This window comes from Flavobacterium sp. LC2016-01, from assembly GCF_009711135.1.
Classification (GTDB): Bacteria; Bacteroidota; Bacteroidia; order Flavobacteriales; family Flavobacteriaceae; genus Flavobacterium.
The window spans coordinates 288,822-308,686 of record NZ_WMIC01000007.1 but is presented as its reverse complement, the minus strand read 5'-3'; the positions used below and the strand labels follow the sequence as shown (position 1 = coordinate 308,686).

10 protein-coding genes are annotated in these 19,865 nt (G+C 35.9%); 6 read left to right on the top strand and 4 right to left on the bottom strand.

Translation table 11 applies throughout. The features are described 5' to 3' along the window. Positions 1-394: 394 nt before the first annotated feature. Positions 395-5,734, top strand: a complete 5,340-nt coding sequence (locus tag GKZ88_RS16225; RefSeq protein WP_196216487.1) for a fibronectin type III domain-containing protein — start codon at positions 395-397, stop codon at positions 5,732-5,734. Positions 5,735-6,216: 482 nt separating this feature from the next. Continuing rightward, positions 6,217-9,966, top strand: coding sequence for a T9SS sorting signal type C domain-containing protein (locus tag GKZ88_RS16220; RefSeq protein ID WP_155103399.1), 3,750 nt, complete (start codon positions 6,217-6,219; stop codon positions 9,964-9,966). Positions 9,967-10,221: 255 nt separating this feature from the next. Here the strand turns inward: GKZ88_RS16220 and bioB are convergent, their stop codons facing one another. The 3 genes from bioB to GKZ88_RS16205 all read right to left on the bottom strand — a co-directional run bounded on the left by bioB (position 10,222) and on the right by GKZ88_RS16205 (position 12,970). Continuing rightward, positions 10,222-11,310: a biotin synthase BioB gene (gene bioB, locus GKZ88_RS16215; RefSeq protein WP_155103398.1), complete on the bottom strand. Its 1,089-nt coding sequence runs from the start codon at positions 11,308-11,310 to the stop codon at positions 10,222-10,224. Between the two features lie 173 nt (positions 11,311-11,483). Continuing rightward, a complete protein-coding gene (locus GKZ88_RS16210; RefSeq protein WP_155103397.1) occupies positions 11,484-11,921 on the bottom strand; it encodes a hypothetical protein in 438 nt (145 codons plus the stop codon). 119 nt (positions 11,922-12,040) lie between these two features. After that, the gene (locus tag GKZ88_RS16205) at positions 12,041-12,970 is read right to left on the bottom strand and encodes a bifunctional riboflavin kinase/FAD synthetase (protein ID WP_155103396.1); all 930 of its coding nucleotides are present in this window, start codon (positions 12,968-12,970) and stop codon (positions 12,041-12,043) included. 194 nt (positions 12,971-13,164) lie between these two features. Between GKZ88_RS16205 and GKZ88_RS16200 the strand changes: the two genes are divergently transcribed. After that, positions 13,165-15,837 carry a reprolysin-like metallopeptidase gene (locus GKZ88_RS16200; RefSeq protein ID WP_155103395.1) on the top strand — a complete coding sequence of 891 codons (2,673 nt, stop codon included), beginning with the start codon at positions 13,165-13,167 and terminating at the stop codon, positions 15,835-15,837. 60 nt (positions 15,838-15,897) lie between these two features. Here GKZ88_RS16200 and GKZ88_RS16195 read toward each other — a convergent pair whose 3' ends face one another. Further along, on the bottom strand, positions 15,898-16,518 hold the full coding sequence (locus tag GKZ88_RS16195; protein ID WP_155103394.1) for a phosphoribosyltransferase family protein: 621 nt from the start codon (positions 16,516-16,518) through the stop codon (positions 15,898-15,900). A gap of 161 nt (positions 16,519-16,679) precedes the next feature. Between GKZ88_RS16195 and GKZ88_RS16190 the strand changes: the two genes are divergently transcribed. From GKZ88_RS16190 to GKZ88_RS16180, 3 genes are all read left to right on the top strand, one after another. Next, positions 16,680-18,221, top strand: a complete 1,542-nt coding sequence (locus tag GKZ88_RS16190) for a glycine--tRNA ligase (protein ID WP_155103393.1) — start codon at positions 16,680-16,682, stop codon at positions 18,219-18,221. Positions 18,222-18,474: 253 nt separating this feature from the next. Beyond that, entirely contained in the window at positions 18,475-19,371 is an 897-nt protein-coding gene (locus GKZ88_RS16185; protein ID WP_155103392.1) for a LytTR family DNA-binding domain-containing protein, read from the top strand. Positions 19,372-19,549: 178 nt separating this feature from the next. Then, positions 19,550-19,777, top strand: coding sequence for a hypothetical protein (locus GKZ88_RS16180; protein ID WP_155103391.1), 228 nt, complete (start codon positions 19,550-19,552; stop codon positions 19,775-19,777). Positions 19,778-19,865: the final 88 nt, after the last annotated feature.

Genomic DNA, 19,865 nt, shown 5'->3' with positions numbered 1-19,865 from the left:
TAATTTGAATGAAATTACTTAAAATTTTGTGAATTGAAAAGAATTTTAAATTATAAGTACCTGTTTTTTAAATAGTTGTTAAAAATTTGTAAATTGTTTAAGGATGTTTTCAAACAAATTTACTAACAATTCGATACTTAATTTTTGTCTTTTTGAATTGAAAACAAACCAAAATCAAAATTGTTTTTCACTGCCCCTTCTTCCTAAAATTTAAAATACTGAAGTTGACATTTAAATACCATATTTAGGGAATAGAATTACTTTATTACGATTGCTTTTTTTATTACAGTCCAGGCCTTTTTACTAGTATTCCTGCTAGATGTGGTATTTAGAATTGCAGAATAATTTTTCAGTTAACGCTGAATTTAATTTTTGTTATTTAAAAAGCTACAGTATGAAAAAAACACTACTTATTTCAGTATTAGTTTGCCTTCCTGTTTTTCTTTTGGCACAAACTACAGCAACATTTACATTAGGAGGTACACAAACATTTGTTAGTCCGGCGGGAGTAACTAATATTACCGTGCAGGCATGGGGTGCCGGTGGTGCCGGAGGAAGTTCTACAAACCCGGGATTTAACGGTGCTTATGCCGGTTCTGGAGGGGGAGGTGGTGCTTTTGCCAGTGCCCCGCTCACAATTACATCAGGTCAAACATTAACCGTTAATGTTGGTATTGGTGGTAAAGGTGTTACTAGTAATAATGGTGGCGCAGGCGGATCATCTGGAATAACAGGATATTCAATTCTTGCTGAAGGCGGAAAAGGAGGTTTAGTAAATAACGGAAGTTTAGTTTTAGGTGGAGCCGCTGGTCTAGCTGCAAATTCTACAGGAACAACAAGATTTTCTGGAACTGCCGGAGGAAATGGAGAATTTGGATTTACAGATGATACAGGTTCAATTATCAGTTCAGGAGCTGGTGGAAACGGAGCCAATGGTGGCGGTCTTGGAGGAGCTGGAATTGCAACTGCTTTTACTTCTAGTGTAGGAAATGCTGGAACCGCACCTGGAGGTGGAGGAAGTGGTGGACGATCTTCTTTTTTAGCAGCTGCAAGACGCGGTGGTGATGGCGGTGATGGGAAAGTGACAATCTCCTATAATTGTCCAACTTACAGTTTAACTAGTACAACAGCATCCGCAGTTAATGTCTGTTCTGGAGATGCTTCTGAAGTAACGTTGACAGGAAACCTGCCAGTTGGTCTTTACTCTGTTTCATATCAAATTCAAGGAGTGGCACAAACTCCAGTGTCAATGAATGTTACAACTGCAGGAACTGGAAGTTTTATTGCAAGCGGTTTTACGACGGTTGGAACCAGTTCCATTAAAATAATTGCTTTATCATCGGGATCGAGTTCCATTGCTTCTGAAAATTGTTCATCAACCCTTAACATTGGTAATACAACAACAGTTATAGTAAATTCGTCTGGTACTGCACCGGTTGCTAATGCTGGTACCAATGCAACTTGTAATCAAATTACGGCAAATTGGGAGGCAGTTACCGGAGCAGTTTATTATGAACTTGATGTTTCCACAGTTAGTAATTTTTCAAGCTTTGTTGCTGGTTATAATGCTTTGAATGTAGGCAATGTATTAACCTACAATATTACTGGTTTAACAAATAGTCCTTATTATTATCGTGTTAGAGCATATAATGGAAACTGTGTTAGTGCAAATTCTAACACCATAACTTATGCAACTGCTGTTGTTCCAGGTACAGTAACTTCATCAGCAGCAACTGCTGCAATTTGTACTGAGTTTATCGCACGTTGGGTTGCACTGAATGGAGCAACGAGTTACTTGTTAGATGTATCGACTACTTCTGGTTTTAATGCGGGAACTTTTGTTGGCGCTTACAATTCTTTGGATGTTGGTAATGTAACATCATATGATGTTACGGGTCTAAATGCTAATACTCAATACTATTATAGGTTAAAAGCTAAAAATGGCTGTGGGATGAGTGTTAATTATTCAGCAGTTCAAAATATTACAACATCAAATGCTGTTCCAGGGAATGTGACATCTATGACAGCAAATAATATAAACTGTAATTCCTTTAATGCAAGATGGAATTCCGCATCACAAGCAACGAGTTATCTGTTGGATGTTTCAACATCATCAACTTTTGCTAGTTTTTTGCCAGGATATCAATCCTTAGATGTAGGTGGTAATGGGTATGTCGTTACAGGATTAAATGGAGGGACACAATATTACTACAGATTAAAAGCAAAGAATGGTTGTGGCGTAAGTGCTAATTATTCAGTAACTCGGTCACCAATGACTTCGAGTACCGCTCCTTTGGCTCCTGTAATAGCAACACCTACTTCTTTATGTAATCAAATTACCGTATCGTGGAGCGCTCCTGTCGGTACGCTTGATTATACAGTTCAAATGTCTACTGCTAATACTTTTCCTGCAACTGGAGCGACACAAACAGTTAATGGTTTAACAACAACTAATTATGTTTTTACAGGTTTGCTTTCTGGTCAAACTTATTATTTTAGAGTTTATGCTAGGAATGGTTGCTCATCGGGAAATGGTACAGTTTCTGCTGTCGTTAGCGGAATTACAGGCACTCCGCCGAATGCGCCAACAATATCAATTACAGCAGGAAGTATTCCGATGTGCCAAACAGATAGAGTTACCTTAACATCAAGCGCAGTTCCTGATGCGACATATTCGTATCTTTGGTCTACAGGTCAAACCGGTCGTTCTATTAATGTTTCTTCTGCGGGAAACTTTACAGTACAATTTATCAAGTCTGGGGGATGTAATAGTCCAATATCAGCGCCTATAGCAGTAACGATTGAAGATTTACCAACAGCAATAGCAGGTGGCTCCACAACAATTTGTTCCAATGGTTCAGCTAAGGTAACTGGTGCATCAGCATCTAATGGGACTATTAAATGGACCTTTAGTGGAGGATCTGGATCATTAGATAACGATGCTATAATTGATCCAACTTATACACCTACTCTTGGTGGCGCTGCTAGAACAGTTATTTTAACAATGACAGTCACAAGTATCAATTCCTGTGCACCTCAAATTGCAACAGCTACTTATACCGTAAATATAAATGCAGCTCCAATTGTTTCCATTACTGGATCTAAAATTATTTGTTCCAATGGTTCAGCTACTGTTGGAGCAGGAGAAGCTTCTGCAGCAAATGGGACTGTCTTATGGACACATGATGGTTTAGGTACACTTTCGAATAATACAACACTAACACCAACTTACACGGCAGCAGCGGGCGATGCCGGAAAACAAGTTACGCTGACTTTGACCGTTACAGCTTCACCAGCTTGTGCAACTGCTTATACGGTTTCAGATGTATATCCTATTGCTGTTCGACCTGAGAATACAGTAACTGCAGCTTCGTCATCGCCTACTTTATGTGTAAATACCTTGATGACAGATATAACACATACAACAACTGGAGCAACTGGTATCGGAACTCCTTCAGGTTTGCCATCGGGTGTTACGGCGGCATGGGCATCAAATACAATTACAATTAGCGGAACGCCAACAAATTCGGGAACATTTAACTATATAATTCCTTTAACCGGTGGCTGCGGAACATATAATGCAACTGGAACTATAATAGTAAATTTAAATACTGCTGGACCAGCATCTTCATCTCCAACAATTTGTAATCATACTTTAATGCCTGATATTACGCACACAACAACTAATGCAACTGGCATTGGCGTACCAACAGGTTTACCACCCGGAATTACAGCAACATGGTCAACTAATACAATTACAATTAGCGGCACGCCTACAAATACTGGAACATTCAACTATACAATTCCTTTAATTGGTGGTTGTGGTTCAGTAAGTGCTACTGGAACAATAACGGTTAATCCTTTGCCAGTCACTCCGGGTATTGGAACAATTGTTCAGCCTACTTGTATTAATCCTAAAGGGAGTATAGAATTAAACGGTCTTCTTACGGGAATAAGTTGGATAATTACCCAGTCGGGTTCCGTTTCAAAAACTTATAATACATCCGATCCAAATTTTACAGTGCCAGATTTAATTCCGGGAAATTATACTTTTACTATTCACGACGGTGTAAATTGTCCATCTTTGGCTACAGTTAATATCGAAATTAAGGCACCAATAACAAATGTATATAATGGAAGTTGGTCTAATGGAAGTCCAGTGAATACTGATATACTTGAATTTGCAGCTGATTTTAGTTCAACAGGTGATTTGGAGGGTTGCGCTTGTAAGGTAGATGCAGGAAAAAAGGTCACTATTAATACAGGGCACACTTTAACAATCGAAAATCAAGTTATCGTCGACTCAGGAAATGGAGCAGCTTTAATATTTGAAAATGCGGCCAGTCTTATTCAAATAAATAATGTTGTTAATACAGGTAATATAACTTACAAACGAAATACTTTTCCTATTCGCCAAGCCGATTACGTGTATTGGTCGACGCCAGTCAGTCCTCAAAAGCTTAAAGGTGTTTCCCCATTAACGAAAGCAGATAAAATGTATAGTAATATCGGTTATAATTGGGTACAAGAATCGCCTTCTACTATCATGATTGTTGGAAAAGGGTATATCATGCGTGGTCCTGAAACTTTTTCGAATACTGTGCGAAGTAATTTTACAGCTTCATTTATTGGAGTTCCTAATAATGGTAATATTACGGGTGAAGCTGTAGTTGCTGACAAGTATTTTTTAATAGGAAATCCATATCCATCTGCTTTAGATGCAGACGATTTTATAAATACAAATTCACCGGTTTTAGAAGGAACACTTTATTTTTGGACACATAATACACCAGTAGTTTTAGGAGGAGCTTACCAATATGGATCAGATGATTATGCAACTTATAACTTAACTGGAGGTGTTGGTACAGCGGCAGGCTCTGGTGATGATGCTGTTGGAAACAATGCAAGCGAACCAAGCGGACAAATAGGTGCAGGACAAGCTTTCTTTGCTAAAATTGCAACCTCGGGGAATATTGTTTATGATAATACTATGAGAAATGGAGGAGCAGACAATGGCCAATTTTTTAAACCAAGTAAAGAGTCAAAAACAAAAGGTATTGAAAAACATCGAATCTGGCTGAATATGACTAACTCTGGCGGCGCTTTCAAGCAATTGTTGGTTGGTTATATTGGAGGTGCGAGCAATGAATACGAGAAAAAATACGATGGTTTAAGCATGGATAGTAATAAATATATTGACTTTTATAGTGTTGTTAATGACAATAAATTGACGATTCAAGGTCGAGCATTGCCTTTTACTGATATTGATTTTGTGCCATTGGGATATAAAAGTACTATTAATGGAGATTTTACAATTGCAATAAGTAAAACAGATGAAAACATGAATATGCAGCCGATATATTTAGAAGATAAACTAACGGGAACTATCCATAATTTGAAAGAAAGCAATTATACATTTAAGACTGCAGAAGGAACATTTACAGACCGTTTTGTATTGCGTTATACAAACAAAACTTTGGGAGCCGGCGATATAGAAAATGCAGAAAGCAACGTTTTAATTTCAGTAAAAGATAAAGTAGTAAAAATAACTTCTACGATTGAAACACTTGCCAAAGTTTACATTTTTGATGTTTCTGGAAAACTTATATATGAGAAATTAAATATTGGAGAAAAAGAACTGCAGATTGTAAATCTTCAATCATCTAATCAGGTGTTGCTTATAAAAGTCGCGCTTGAAAACGGAAATTTAACGACGTCGAAAATTATTTTCTAAGCAAATAAACATTTACATTTTTCAAAATCCATTCCTTTTCGGGAGTGGATTTTTTTTGTCTTAAAGTTAATTGAAAAGACGAAGAATAGGGTTTTAACATTCTTTTCTTCGTTTAAAATAATTTGAATAAACAACTGACCTGTAATGTTAAAGTCTAGATTTTAAAGTTAAAGTTTTTTACGCATTGTAAATAAAATCGTACCTTGTTGTTGTTTTGATTCGACAAACAACATAAAAGCCCGTCATAATGCAGATTTAATGACTTCTAAAGAAAACTAATCTAGTTTTTTATTTGCCAAAATGCTGATCATTATTTTTTAAATACCACTCTTTGTAAGCAAATATTATTTTGCACGTCTATCTTAATTTGGTAAAAGTTATAGAACATTTTTTTTAAGTTCTGTATCGCTTTCAGGTATTTAAAATTAAAAATGATTCTACTATCCGCTGGAATTTTTTATTAATTTTTAAAATGCCACCGTATGAAAAAAACTTTACTCAAATCATTATTTTTTCAAATTTCGATTTCATTTTCAGATTATTTAAAATCGCTAAAAAAATCTGCTGGCGGTCAAAAGGTGCAATTGTGTGTTCTTTTAATATTCTTTTACAGTTCTTTATGGGCACAGCCACCACATACTTATACATCAGATAACACTTTATTTGTTCCAGCCGGAGTCACTTCTATGGATATTGAAGGCTGGGGTGCTGGAGGCTGGGGAGGAGAAGCTAGCGGTGCTACTGTGGATGGAAGGAGCGGCGGCGGCGGCGGCGGCGGTGCGTACGCAAAAGGAAAAATTACGGTCGTACCTGGAGTAACATTAAATATACGAGTTGCTGGAATTCCGGCCAGCGGGGCTTCGGGTGGAAACTCTACTATCTTAGGATTTGAAGGTGTTTTTTTAGCTGCCGGAGGAAAAGCAGGTACCCCAAATAACTCTGGAGGAATCCCAGCAGGAGGTAAAGGCGGATTAGCCGCTGATTCATTTGGTTCCATTACAAAAACTTCTGGAGTTAATGGTGGCGATGGAAGCACAGGACTTATTGGATTACTGCAAGGTTCTGGTGCTGGTGGTAAAGGTGGAGATACAGGTGGTGGAGCTGGAGGTGCAGGTATTACAAGTATAGCTCTAGGAAATGCTCCCGGAAAGCCAGGATCACCTCCAGGAGGTGGCGGAAGTGGTGCAATGAATTCTTTATTTGGCGCATTGCAGGCAGGTGGTGCTGGAGCTGCTGGTCAGATAAAGTTGAATTATATATGTCCTTCGTATGGTATTACTGGTGTTTCAGCTTCTCCTGTCTGCAGTACATTAGGAAATACTACGATAACACTTACAGGATCTCAAACTTCTTTACCAGTTGGAGTTTACACAGTTACTTATAATTTAACTAATCCTGTAAATAATGGATTAACAGTTGAAATGACTGTGTCAGCAGCCGGTTCAGGAAGTTTTGAGTTGTCTGGATTTAGCACAGCTGGCAGCAGAAATATTACAATTACTAAATTGACATCGGGGGCTTGTTTTGCTGATATTTCTTCTAATAATACAGCAAGTATCGTTATTTCTTCGCCATCAGTTGGGGGAACGGTTGGTGGAGGAACAACGATTTGCAGCGGTTCTACAAGTGGCGTATTGACTTTAGCAGGAAATACAGGCACTGTTTTAAATTGGGAGTCTTCAGTTAGCCCTTTTTCAGTTTGGACTCCAATTGTAAATACGGCATCAACCTATACTTCGGGTGCATTAACGCAAACAACACAGTTTAGAGCCGTTGTGCAAAACGGGGCTTGTTCTTCAATAAGTTCTGTAGCGACAACTGTTACGGTTAATCAAATTCCGACTCCCACTTTTACAGTTCAGCCGGGAGCTTCAATTTGTATTAATACAGATGTTACTTATACAACTCAATCCGGTCAGACAAATTACATTTGGTCAGTCCCTGGAACAGCTGGAAACGATTATAATATTATTTTGGGCGACCTCTCATCATCCAGCAGTACCGTGACTTTGCAGTGGCTGAGCACTGGCAATAAAACAGTTTCTGTTCAATATTCTTCTAATGGATGTCCTGCAGTTACAAGCGCGACCAATACAACAGCTGTCATAAAAACGGAACGTGGAGTTGTGAATGGCGGCCTTCATATTTGTCAGGGAAATCCAAGTCCTTTATTGACATTTAATAATTATGTTGGCACAATCGTCAGATGGGAATATGCCACTACAACGCCGTATGTTTGGCAGCCAATCAGTTATACCGGAATTACTTATCAGCCAGGAATATTGACTGAAAGTACAAGTTACAGAGCTGTTGTAAAAAATGGAACTTGTCCTGAAGAATTTGCAATTGAAACCAGAATTGATGTAGATCCTGTTCCGTCTGCGCCTAATATTTTAAGTTTTACACAGCCAAACTGTACAACACCTACTGGAAGTATTACTTTGAATGGATTATCTGGTTCAGGAAACATTTTGCAGTCTGATGGATCAGTAATTACACCACGAGCTTATTCAGGAACTTCGTTAACAATTTCTGGTTTGCCACTTGGGAAATATAAATTTGCGATAGAAAATAACTGTTCTATAACTTATTCAGCAGAAATCACCATCCAGCATAATATTTGGAACGGAAGTTCTTGGTCTTATGGAACTGCAGATCCTTCTCTTGATGATATACTAGATTTTCAAGAAGATTACGATTTGGATAAAAATATAAATGCCTGTTCCCTTACGATAAATAATGATGCAATAGTGACTATTCAGCACGGAAAAACTTTAAATGTAGTTAAAGGAGTTCATGTTGATCAGGGTTCTTTAATTTTTGAAGATGGTGCAAGTTTATTGCAGACGAGTTCAGACAATAATTTAAACACAGGCAAAATTATTTATAAACGAAGTACTTTTCCAATACGCCGGGCTGATTATGTTTATTGGTCAACGCCAGTAAGTCCACAAGCAATTATAGATGTTTCGCCATTAACCAAAACGGACAAATTGTACAGCAATAATGGCGATAATTGGGTGTCAGAAGCACCTTCTAAGATCATGGTTCCTGGAAAAGGATATATTATTCGCGGTCCTGAAACTTTCTCGAACACTATTAGAAGTAATTTCACAGCTTTGTTTATCGGGGTTCCTAATAATGGTACTATTACAGGTGAAAATGTAGTTGCAGAAAAGTTCTTCTTAATAGGAAATCCATATCCATCAGCTTTAAATGCAGACGACTTTATAAATATAAATTCCCCAATTTTAGAGGGTACTCTTTATTTTTGGACGCATAATACGCCAGTGGTATTAGGAGGTGCTTATCAATATGGATCGGATGATTATGCAACTTATAATTTAACGGGAGGTGTTGGTACAGCTGCAGGATCTGGTGATGATGCTTTGGGAAATAATAATAATCCTCCAAGCGGCAATATTGCAGCAGGACAATCATTTTTTGCAGGAATAGCAACATCCGGAACTATTGTTTTTAATAATTCCATGCGAAGAGGTGGAGCCGCAAATACCCAATTTTTTAAAACAGATCAAACATTTAAAAGTTCGGCTATTGAAAAAAATAGGATTTGGCTGAATATGACTAATACTGAAGGTGCTTTTAAACAATTGCTGGTTGGTTACATTGAAGGCGCAACAGATGAATACGACAGGAAATACGATGGTAATAGTTTTGACGGAAATAAATATCTGGATTTTTACAGCATAAATAATGACCACAAACTTGTAATTCAAGGACGAGCAATCCCATTTAAAAATACAGATGCTGTTCCGTTAGGATATCGTACAACAATTGCCGGCGAGTTTACTATTTCAATTTATCATGTAGATGGCTCATTGACTTTGATGCCTATTTATTTAGAAGATAAAATCACAAATAAAATACATGATCTCCGTGCAGGAAATTATACGTTTAATACGGAAGCTGGAACTTTTTCTGACCGATTTGTACTTCGATATACCAATAAATCTTTGGGGATTGATGATGTTTCGAATGTGGAGAATAATGTCTGGGTTTCGGTAAAATTAAAAGATATGAAAGTAATATCGAACAGAGAATCAATTCAGGAGGTAGCAGTTTTTGATCTTTCAGGAAGGCTCCTTTATGAGAAAAAAAATATTAACGCAACCGAATTGCAATTGTTGAATTTCCGCTCTGAAAGTCAGGTTTTATTGGTAAAAGTGACTTTAGAAAATGGAAATACAACAACTAAAAAGATTATATTTTGATTAGTTTTAAATAAAAGAGCTGTTAAAGAATTAAAAACTATAACGGCTCTTTTTAAATTTGTTAAATCTTGTTTAAACACTTTTTCTGAGATTTTCATAAATAGTTATCATTGCCTTTTCATTCTTATAATCAATCCATTTTGAGCTTTGAATTTTCGCATCAAAAGATCAAAAGGCGCATAATAAAAAATTGCTTATAACACAGAGGTCATAAGCAATTTTAAAGTATTTAGTCAGATAGTTAAATGCTATAAATTAAATTTTTGATTTAATCGAATGCTCAACATTTCGTTCAATTGTGTGTCCTGGTCTTGTCCATTTTGGTTTTTCGCCTAGCGGAGCAAATTGAGAATCTGCTGCTTCAACCGTTTTTGGCTGTGAAACTTTTGTAAAAGGTTTTTGTGGATTCAATCCTAAAAGCTCAAACATTTTCATGTCTTCGTGAACATCAGGGTTTGGAGTTGTAAGCAATTTGTCTCCAGCAAAAATTGAATTTGCTCCAGCAAAAAAGCACATTGCCTGTCCTTCACGACTCATATTTGTTCTTCCGGCAGACAAACGAACTTGAGTATCTGGCATTACAATTCTGGTTGTAGCAACCATACGAATCATTTCCCAGATTTCAACCGGTTTTTCATCCTCCATCGGAGTTCCTTCAACAGCAACTAATGCATTGATTGGCACTGATTCCGGTTGTGGATTTAAAGTTGAAAGCGCAACAAGCATTCCAGCTCTGTCTTCAATGCTTTCTCCCATTCCAATAATACCGCCGCTGCAAACGGTTACATTTGTTTTACGAACGTTTTCTATAGTTTCTAAACGATCTTCAAAAGCACGTGTCGAAATAACATCTTTATAATAATCTTCAGAAGTATCTAAATTGTGGTTGTAAGCATATAAACCTGCTTCTGCTAAACGCTGTGCTTGATTTTCAGTAATCATTCCCAAAGTACAGCAAACTTCCATGTCAAGTTTATTAATGGTACGAACCATTTCTAAAACCTGATCAAATTCTTCACCGTCTTTTACGTTTCTCCATGCAGCTCCCATGCATACACGAGATGATCCGCTTGATTTTGCACGCAAAGCCTGCGCTTTTACCTGACTTACGCTCATTAAATCATTTCCTTCGACACCAGTGTTGTATCTTGCCGCCTGAGGGCAATAACCACAGTCTTCTGGACAGCCTCCGGTTTTTATTGATAATAAAGTCGATACCTGAACTACGTTAGGATCGTGATTTTGCCTGTGAATGGTTGCCGCTTCATAAAGAAGATCCATTATTGGCTTGTTATATATGGCGATGATTTCGTCTTTGGTCCAATTGTGTTTTGTAATGCTCATTGATACAATGTTTTTTGAAGCTTCAAAAGTAGTTAAATTGTTCTAATCAACCAATCATGTAGTCGGTAAATGAACATTTGACAGTTATTTTCAAAAAAGAAACACTCTAAAATCATAAAAATGTATAATTCTATGATTTTAGAGTGTTAAATGTTACGATTTATTTTGAAATATTAATCGGCAGCATATTTATTGTTCCAATACAGCATCATCATTAAAGTTACGATGACTGAAGAGGCAATTCCTTCAAAAAGTAAACAGATGCAATAGGTTGGTACAGAAGGATTTCCTCCAAACATAAATGTCTCTGATAAGGTTTTTACATAAGCATCTCCACCTCTTGCATAGCTATAAACCAGTAATCCGAAAACACTCATTGACACGCCAACTACCGAAGTTGCCATGGCAGAAACTGCATTCGACACAAAATTGGTTTCTCCTTCACGCAGGTTCATTTGCATTGTTCTGTTCACGCCATAAAAGATAAAAAACACATTCAGCGTTCGTAAATAGAATAAATCTGCCAGTCCTAATACACTCATCAATAAAAAATAAATGCCTATTCCAAGGAATATCAGAAACCCGTTGGTTATTTCTTTAGGTAATTTCATAGTGGTTATTTTTAAAGAAGTTAATAGTAAATATTTGAAGAACAGTGTCCTATATCAAATTTACTAAAAAAATAACTACGATGATTTAAAAAGGCCGAAAAGTATTTATCTGAGGTTCTCTAAAGTTGATTTACAAATGCCAAAGAATTTACTTTATCTTGATTTAATTGTTCTTTTAACAAATCAACGGAACCAAATTTTTGTTCTTCGCGCAGATATTGCAGCAAAGAAACCTCAATTTGTTTTCCGTAAATGTCTTCATTAAAATCAAAAAGATTGACTTCAATGGTTTGTTTTTCACCGCTGACAGTGGGGTTGAAACCAATATTCATCATTCCAAAAACTTCTTTTTGATCTACAATTGCTTTTACGGCATAGACACCTGTTTTCGGAATTAATTTATAATCTTCTTCAATTTGGATGTTCGCTGTTGGAAAACCAATTGTTCTTCCTAATTGTTTTCCTTTTACAACTTCTCCTGTCAAAAAGTAAGCATAACCCAAGTATTCATTGGCCAAAGCCATATTTCCTTCTTGAAGTGCTTTTCTGATTTTGGTTGAACTCACAGAAACATCTTGAATTTCCTGAGCCGAAATTTGCTCTACTTCAAAACCATATTCGGCTCCAAAAGCAATTAAATCATCAATATTGGCTGTTCTGTTTCTTCCAAAACGGTGATCGTGTCCAATAATTATTTTTTGAATCTGAAATTGATCGACTAAAATAGAATGAACGAATTCTTCTGCGGTTAATCTTGAGAAACTTTCGTTAAAAGGATGAATTACAAGATTTTCAATTCCTGTTGCTTCTAGAAGTTTTGTTTTTTCAGCAATCGTATTTAAAAGTTTTATTTCCGATTTCTCTTGTAAAACCATTCTTGGATGCGGAAAAAAAGTAAGTACTAAACTTTCGTATTTGCCATTTTCTGTATTCTGAGTAATTTTTTCCAGAATTTTTTTATGACCAATATGCACGCCGTCAAAGGTGCCAAGTGTTAGTATTGTTTTCTTGGTCGAATGGAAATCGTTTATAGAATGAAAAAGATTCAAAACAAATAATTTAAGATGCTGCAAATTTATACTATCTATTTTGAATTTGATACCAAGGCGAATTGATTTTTTTGAAAGAAGATTGTTTCTTTTTGTGAAAATACGCCAACTCGTCGACTAAAAAGCGTTAAATGTCGTTTATATGTAAGAATTTGATTTAATTCACTTAATTTTGATGTATCAACGCCTCCAATATGAAAAAATATTTACTCTCTTTATTTTTTATCGTTTTCTGTACTGTTTTAAACGCCCAAAACACTGATTTGTGGCAAAAAAGCAGTGCAAATACTGTCTTGAGTAAAAGGATAAACGCCTCAGATTCTGAGAAATTATATTATAAATTAAATTCAGAGCTTCTAAAAATAAAGCTGGCATCGGCCACAGGAAAAGGATCAAAGAATAATACAGCCGAAATTACAATTCCAAATGCTGTAGGAACTTTAGAACGTTTTATTGTTTGGGAATCTTCTAATTTTGAGTCTGAACTTCAAGCTAAATATCCCGAAATAAGAGCTTATGAAGGAAGTGGTTTAGACGATAAATCTGCCAAAATACATTTCAGCGTTTCACCGCTCGGACTTCAGACAATGGTATTCCGTTCTGATAAATCGACTGAATTTATTGAGGAAAATCCAGATGATAAAACCGAATATATCTTATTTGCCAAAAATAGTTCGGCTTCTAAAAGACTTATCTGTAAAACAGATGATGCGATTTTGAATAAAAGTATTACCGGAAAAACGGCAAATACAGCATCAAGCGCTAAAATTTTTAAAACAATGCGTTTGGCTATATCATGTACAGGGGAATACACGGCTTTTTTTGGAGGTACAAAAGCATTGGCACTTGCCGGAATGAATAATACAATGACTCGTGTAAATGGCGTTTTCAATAGAGATCTGGCAGTAAAATTAGTTTTGATTGATAATAATGATGCTGTAATTTATACGGATGCCACTTCAGATCCCTATTCAAATGCGTCTGCAGGTGCAGATGGCGCGTGGAATCAAGAAGTTCAAACGACTTTGACAAATGTAATTGGGAATGCCAATTATGATATTGGACATTTATTTGGCGCTTCTGGCGGAGGAGGTAATGCCGGATGTATTGGTTGCGTTTGTACAAATCCAACAACCGGAGTCCCTTTAGGAAAAGGAAGTGCTTTCACATCCCCATCAGATGGTAAACCTCAAGGCGATACTTTTGATATTGATTTTGTGGCGCATGAATTTGGGCATCAATTAGGTGCAAATCATACTTTTTCTTATGATTCAGAAGAAAGAACAAGCGTTAATGTTGAGCCAGGAAGCGGTTCTACAATTATGGCCTATGCCGGAGTGACGGGCGATTATGATATTCAAAATGTTTCTGATGATTATTTTGCTTACGTAAGTATCAGACAGATTCAAAATGTATTGGCCAATAAAAGTTGTCCGGTAAATACAGCGATTACAAATAATCCACCGGTGGTTAGTGCTGGAAACGATTATACAATTCCGATAAGTACCGCTTTTGTTTTGACAGGAACTGGTTCAGATCCCGAAGGAGATTCGGTTACATATAATTGGGAAGAAAATGATAATGCAACAACGACTTCTGGAAGTACAAGTATAGCTTATGCAACAAAACCAGATGGACCGTTATTTCGTTCTGTAGTTCCAAATGCGAGTACAGTTCGTTATATGCCAAGTTTTAATTATGTGCTTCAAAACAGACTAACAACCACTTGGGAATCGGTTTCATCAATTGCACGTACGCTTCATTTTACATTGACAGGACGAGACAATGCCGCGCAAGGTGCCGCGCAGACATTTACTGATGATATGGTTGTTAATGTTGTTTCAACAGCGGGGCCTTTTGCAGTAACGTCGCATACAAATGATAATGTTAGTTGGTGGCAAGGCTTGAGTGAAACAGTTACTTGGAGTGTAAACAATACAAATACACTTTCGGGTGCTTCAACAGTAAATATTAAATTATCTACTGATGGAGGTGTAACATTTCCTATAATTCTGGCTTCAAATACAGCAAACGACGGTTCTGAAACTATTGTACTTCCTACAAGTGTTCCTTCGTCTAAAAACTGCAGAATTTTAATTGAACCAACAGGAAATATTTTTTATGCCATAAACAGCAAACCATTTGCAGTTGGTTATACTTCGAACTCTTCCTGCGATAGTTATAGTTTTGGAAGCTCGTTTTCGATTCCTAATACAACCACTTTTGTTACAAGAACTATAACTGTTCCAGTATCTGAAGCAACAGTTACAGATGTAGATGTTTCTGTGAATATAACACATGATAAATTTTCTGATATAGAACTTCAAATAGTGAGTCCTGCCGGAACGGTTGTTCGATTATTCAATAAAAATTGTGGATCGACAAAATCTACTTTAGCCATGCAGTTTAATGATTCAGGTGCTGCTTTAGATTGTAATGCAACGACAGAACAAATTGTTTTGCCGGTTGATGTGTTGAGTGCATTTAATGGTGAGAAAGCGCAGGGAAATTGGATTTTTAGAGTTAGAGATGCTGTGGTTGGAAACTTTGGGACATTAAATTCGGCTTCAATTAATATTTGCAGTCAAACTTATACTTTGGGAACACCAAATTTTGACAATATCGATTTTAGTCTTTATCCAAATCCGAATAAAGGGAACTTTACAATTAAGTTTCAAAGTGAATCGGCAACAGGCGTAAAAGTTTTTGTTCACGATATTTTGGGCAAAACAGTTTATTCAAAAACGTTTGAAAGTACTTCAAATTTTGATCAAAATATTCAGCTTCCAAATGCGGTGTCTGGAGTTTATCTGGTAACGGTTATTGATGGCGAAAGAAGAACAGTGAAAAAACTTATTGTGAATTAAATTCAAAACTAAAATTCCAAATTCCAAAAAGTAATCAGTTGGAGTTTGGAATTTCCTTTTTTAAGAGTTTGCCATGGCCATACAAACAATACTGATTTTTGCTCCCGGAATTTTCAGCAGTGCTTTTGCGCAGGCTTCAAGTGTTGACCCAGTTGTCAAAACATCATCAACGATTAAAAAGTGTTTGTTATGATTTTCTTCAGAGAATTTGACATCAAAAAGGCTTTCAATGTTTTCAGATCGGCCAAGAAGATTCTTTTTTGACTGTGTTTTCGAATATTTTTTTCGGTACAAAACCGCATCATCAAAAGTAAGATTTAGATTTTTTGAAATTGCTTTTGCAAAAGCAGTAACTTGATTATAACCGCGTTCTTTAAATTTTTTAGGATGAAGCGGAACAGGAATTACAACTTCAAAAGGGGTTTCTAATTTTAATTCTTTCAAATCTTCGGCATACCAATTTCCAAGAACAGTTCCAATTTCCTCATGTCCTTTGTATTTTAAATTGTGAATCAGTTCCTGAACAATTCCTTTTTTAATAAAATACAATAAAGCCGATGCATGCTCAATTTCAACTTTTCCATAAAACTTTTTTACAGCTTCATTTTCAGAATCGAGATGATATTGCGTCAGAGGTAATTCATGTCGGCAATTGGTGCATAAAACCGTTTCGTTAGTCATTAAAACAGAGCGACATCCGGAGCAAACTTTCGGGAAAAAGAGATTTATTATAGAATTAAACACAAATAGAAAGAATTTAGTTACAAAACTAACGAAATTCAAACTTCAATCTTTATTATTTTTCTTTTTTTTAAAAGTACTTTTTATATTTTTGCATCACTATGGCAAAACAAGAAGATTTATTTAAGAATGTGGTTTCGCACGCAAAAGAGTACGGATTTATTTTTCCGTCAAGCGAAGTGTACGATGGATTGAGTGCAGTGTATGATTACGCACAAAATGGTGTCGAATTAAAAAAGAATATTAGAGAATATTGGTGGAAATCAATGGTTCAAATGAATGAAAATATTGTTGGTTTAGATGCTGCAATATTGATGCATCCAACAACCTGGAAAGCTTCAGGCCACGTTGATGCGTTTAATGATCCTTTGATTGATAATAAAGATTCTAAAAAAAGATATAGAGCTGACGTTTTAGTGGAAGATTTTGCTGAAAAGATTAATCTGAAAGCTAAAAAAGAAATCGAAAAAGCAAAAGCTCGTTTTGGCGATGCATTCAATGAAGAAGAATTTGTAACTACAAATGCTCGTGTAATTGAATATTTGGCTAAAGAAAGAGAAATCAGAGAGCGTTTAGGACGTTCTTTAGGCAATGGAGATCTTGAAGATGTAAAAGCTTTGATCGAAGAGCTTGAAATTGCTGATCCTGAAACGGGTTCTAGAAACTGGACTGATGTAAAGCAGTTCAACTTGATGTTTGGAACTAAATTAGGAGCTTCTGCAGAATCTGCAATGGATCTTTATTTACGTCCAGAAACAGCGCAAGGTATTTTTGTGAACTTTTTAAATGTTCAGAAATCAGGCCGAATGAAAGTTCCTTTTGGAATTGCTCAGACTGGAAAAGCATTTAGAAATGAAATTGTTGCAAGACAATTTATTTTCCGTATGCGTGAATTCGAACAAATGGAAATGCAGTTTTTCGTGCGTCCGGGAGAAGAAATGCAATGGTACGAACACTGGAAAACAACACGTTTAAACTGGCACTTATCTTTAGGATTAGGAAAAGAAAACTATCGTTTTCATGATCACGAAAAATTAGCGCATTACGCAAATGCAGCAGCAGATATTGAATTCAACTTCCCATTTGGTTTCAAAGAATTAGAAGGAATTCACTCTCGTACTGATTTTGACTTAAAAGCACACGAACAATATTCAGGAAGAAAACTGCAATATTTTGATCCTGAATTGAATGAAAATTACGTGCCATACGTAGTAGAAACGTCTGTAGGTCTTGATCGTATGTTTTTAGCGGTTTTTGCAACATCGTTGCAAGAAGAAACTTTAGAAGATGGTTCAACAAGAACAGTGCTTAAATTGCCTGCAGTTTTAGCGCCAACAAAGGCAGCGGTTCTTCCATTGATAAAAAGAGATGGATTGCCAGAAGTTTCTAAAAAAATCATTGAAGATTTGAAATGGGATTTCAATGTGGCTTACGATGAAAAAGATGCAGTTGGACGCCGTTACAGAAGACAAGATGCTCTTGGAACACCATTCTGTATCACTGTTGATCACCAAACTCTAGAAGATGAAACAGTAACGATTCGTCATAGAGATACAATGAAACAAGATCGCGTTAAAATTTCTGAATTGAGAGCGATTATTGAAAATGAAGTATCAATGAAAAACTGGTTGATGAAAATGTAATTTTTCCCAATTAACATTATATAAATCCCAAATTCCTTTTAGGAGTTTGGGATTTTTTTAATTTTGAAAAATGCATTTCATCGAACTTTTTTGCATTTCATCTTTATGTATTAACATTTTAGTGTAATGTGTTAACAATGAATTATTTGCATAAATAAATTATGTAAATTTAATTGCGCATCATCTGCTAAAATTAGAAAATGAATCAAACGAAAAAAAGCTAAGATTCGTTTAGAAATTATTTAAAACCAAATTGAAAAAATATTCCTACATTATAATTGACAATGACGCTGAAAGTGTTTTGAAAACCAGAATCGTTGCAGAAGGTTTTTCAGAATTAACTTTTATAGCTTCGGCTACGAATTATCAGCAGGGATTAAATTTGGTTTTAGAGCACAGACCGTACTTTATTTTTCTAGAAATTGAAGCTGAAGACAGCGCGAGTAATTTATCACTCGCTTTCATTGGCGAATTGTATCGGTTTTTATCTGTGATACCAAAAATCATTATTACAACGGCTAAAAAAGAACTAGCTTTTGATGCCATTCAATACGGCGTTTTTGATTATATCTTAAAGCCTTTGACGCATGTCGATGTCGTAAAAACACTTTTAAAGCTCGAAAAAGTACTTTTAGAGCCAAAAGAGCAAAAATCTGCTGTGATTGAGACACAAGCTAATATTTTAGAAGAAAGTGCCTCAGAGATCAAAATAATGCCTTTAGAAGAGGAGAATCAAATTATAACTAAAGAAGAAGCGCCAATCGTTATTCAGGAAGTGCAAATTTCGCAAATTCCAGAAAAACCGCTTATTCTTTGTATTAAGTCATATGGCGATTATCGCTACATGAATGCGGCTGATATCTGCTATTTTCAGGCCGATAACAATTCGACAGATATTTATTTAAATTCTGGCGAAATGGTTACTGCTTTCAAGACTTTAAAGCATTTTGAAAGTATTTTAGTACATCCGTTTATCCGAATTCACAACAGTTACATCATCAATCAAAACTACATTTCGAGAATTCATAACGGAAACTCAGTTTGTTACATAAAAAATTCCCCGAAAAAGATCCCTTTTTCCAAGACTTACAAAACAAATGTCGATTTAATCATCGCTAATTTTTCTGCGGGTAATTACATAGAGATCTAAAAACTAGATAATTACACGAATTTGACGCCTAGTGACTATCATTTGGGCATGATCTACCATAAACTCCATTTTTCATGTAAATTTTTTTCGTTGATGGGTATAATTTTACCAAACCGAAACGCAAAGTGCGATCGGTCCCAAAAACAAAAAAATCAAAAACCCTCAAATACCTCAGGTCATGAAAAAAACAGCTTTAACATTCGGATTATTTTCTTTAGTAATGGTTGCAACTTCTTTTGCAGCTCCAACGACTTCTTTTGCTGAGCCAGATACAATTGTTGGACAGTCTACTGGACGTGATAGAAAAGTTGACTTTCATTCTACAACTGTTGATTTAAAAAACAATCAAACTGAAGGATTTCGTCAAGACAGACAATCTCTAGGAAACACTATAAAACTTGACTAATAAACAAGTTACATTATACAAAAAAAGGCTGTCATTTTTCGACAGCCTTTTTTTGTGTCTGTAGTTTTATTATTTTTGGTAAAATTCA

What these genes read in the sequence shown, in the direction of transcription:
- GKZ88_RS16225 (WP_196216487.1), top strand. Translation starts at nt 395, where the DNA reads ATGAAAAAAACACTACTTATTTCAGTATTAGTTTGCCTTCCTGTTTTT.
- GKZ88_RS16220 (WP_155103399.1), top strand. Translation starts at nt 6,217, where the DNA reads ATGAAAAAAACTTTACTCAAATCATTATTTTTTCAAATTTCGATTTCA.
- bioB (WP_155103398.1), bottom strand. Translation starts at nt 11,310, where the DNA reads ATGAGCATTACAAAACACAATTGGACCAAAGACGAAATCATCGCCATA.
- GKZ88_RS16210 (WP_155103397.1), bottom strand. Translation starts at nt 11,921, where the DNA reads ATGAAATTACCTAAAGAAATAACCAACGGGTTTCTGATATTCCTTGGA.
- GKZ88_RS16200 (WP_155103395.1), top strand. Translation starts at nt 13,165, where the DNA reads ATGAAAAAATATTTACTCTCTTTATTTTTTATCGTTTTCTGTACTGTT.
- GKZ88_RS16195 (WP_155103394.1), bottom strand. Translation starts at nt 16,518, where the DNA reads ATGACTAACGAAACGGTTTTATGCACCAATTGCCGACATGAATTACCT.
- GKZ88_RS16190 (WP_155103393.1), top strand. Translation starts at nt 16,680, where the DNA reads ATGGCAAAACAAGAAGATTTATTTAAGAATGTGGTTTCGCACGCAAAA.
- GKZ88_RS16180 (WP_155103391.1), top strand. Translation starts at nt 19,550, where the DNA reads ATGAAAAAAACAGCTTTAACATTCGGATTATTTTCTTTAGTAATGGTT.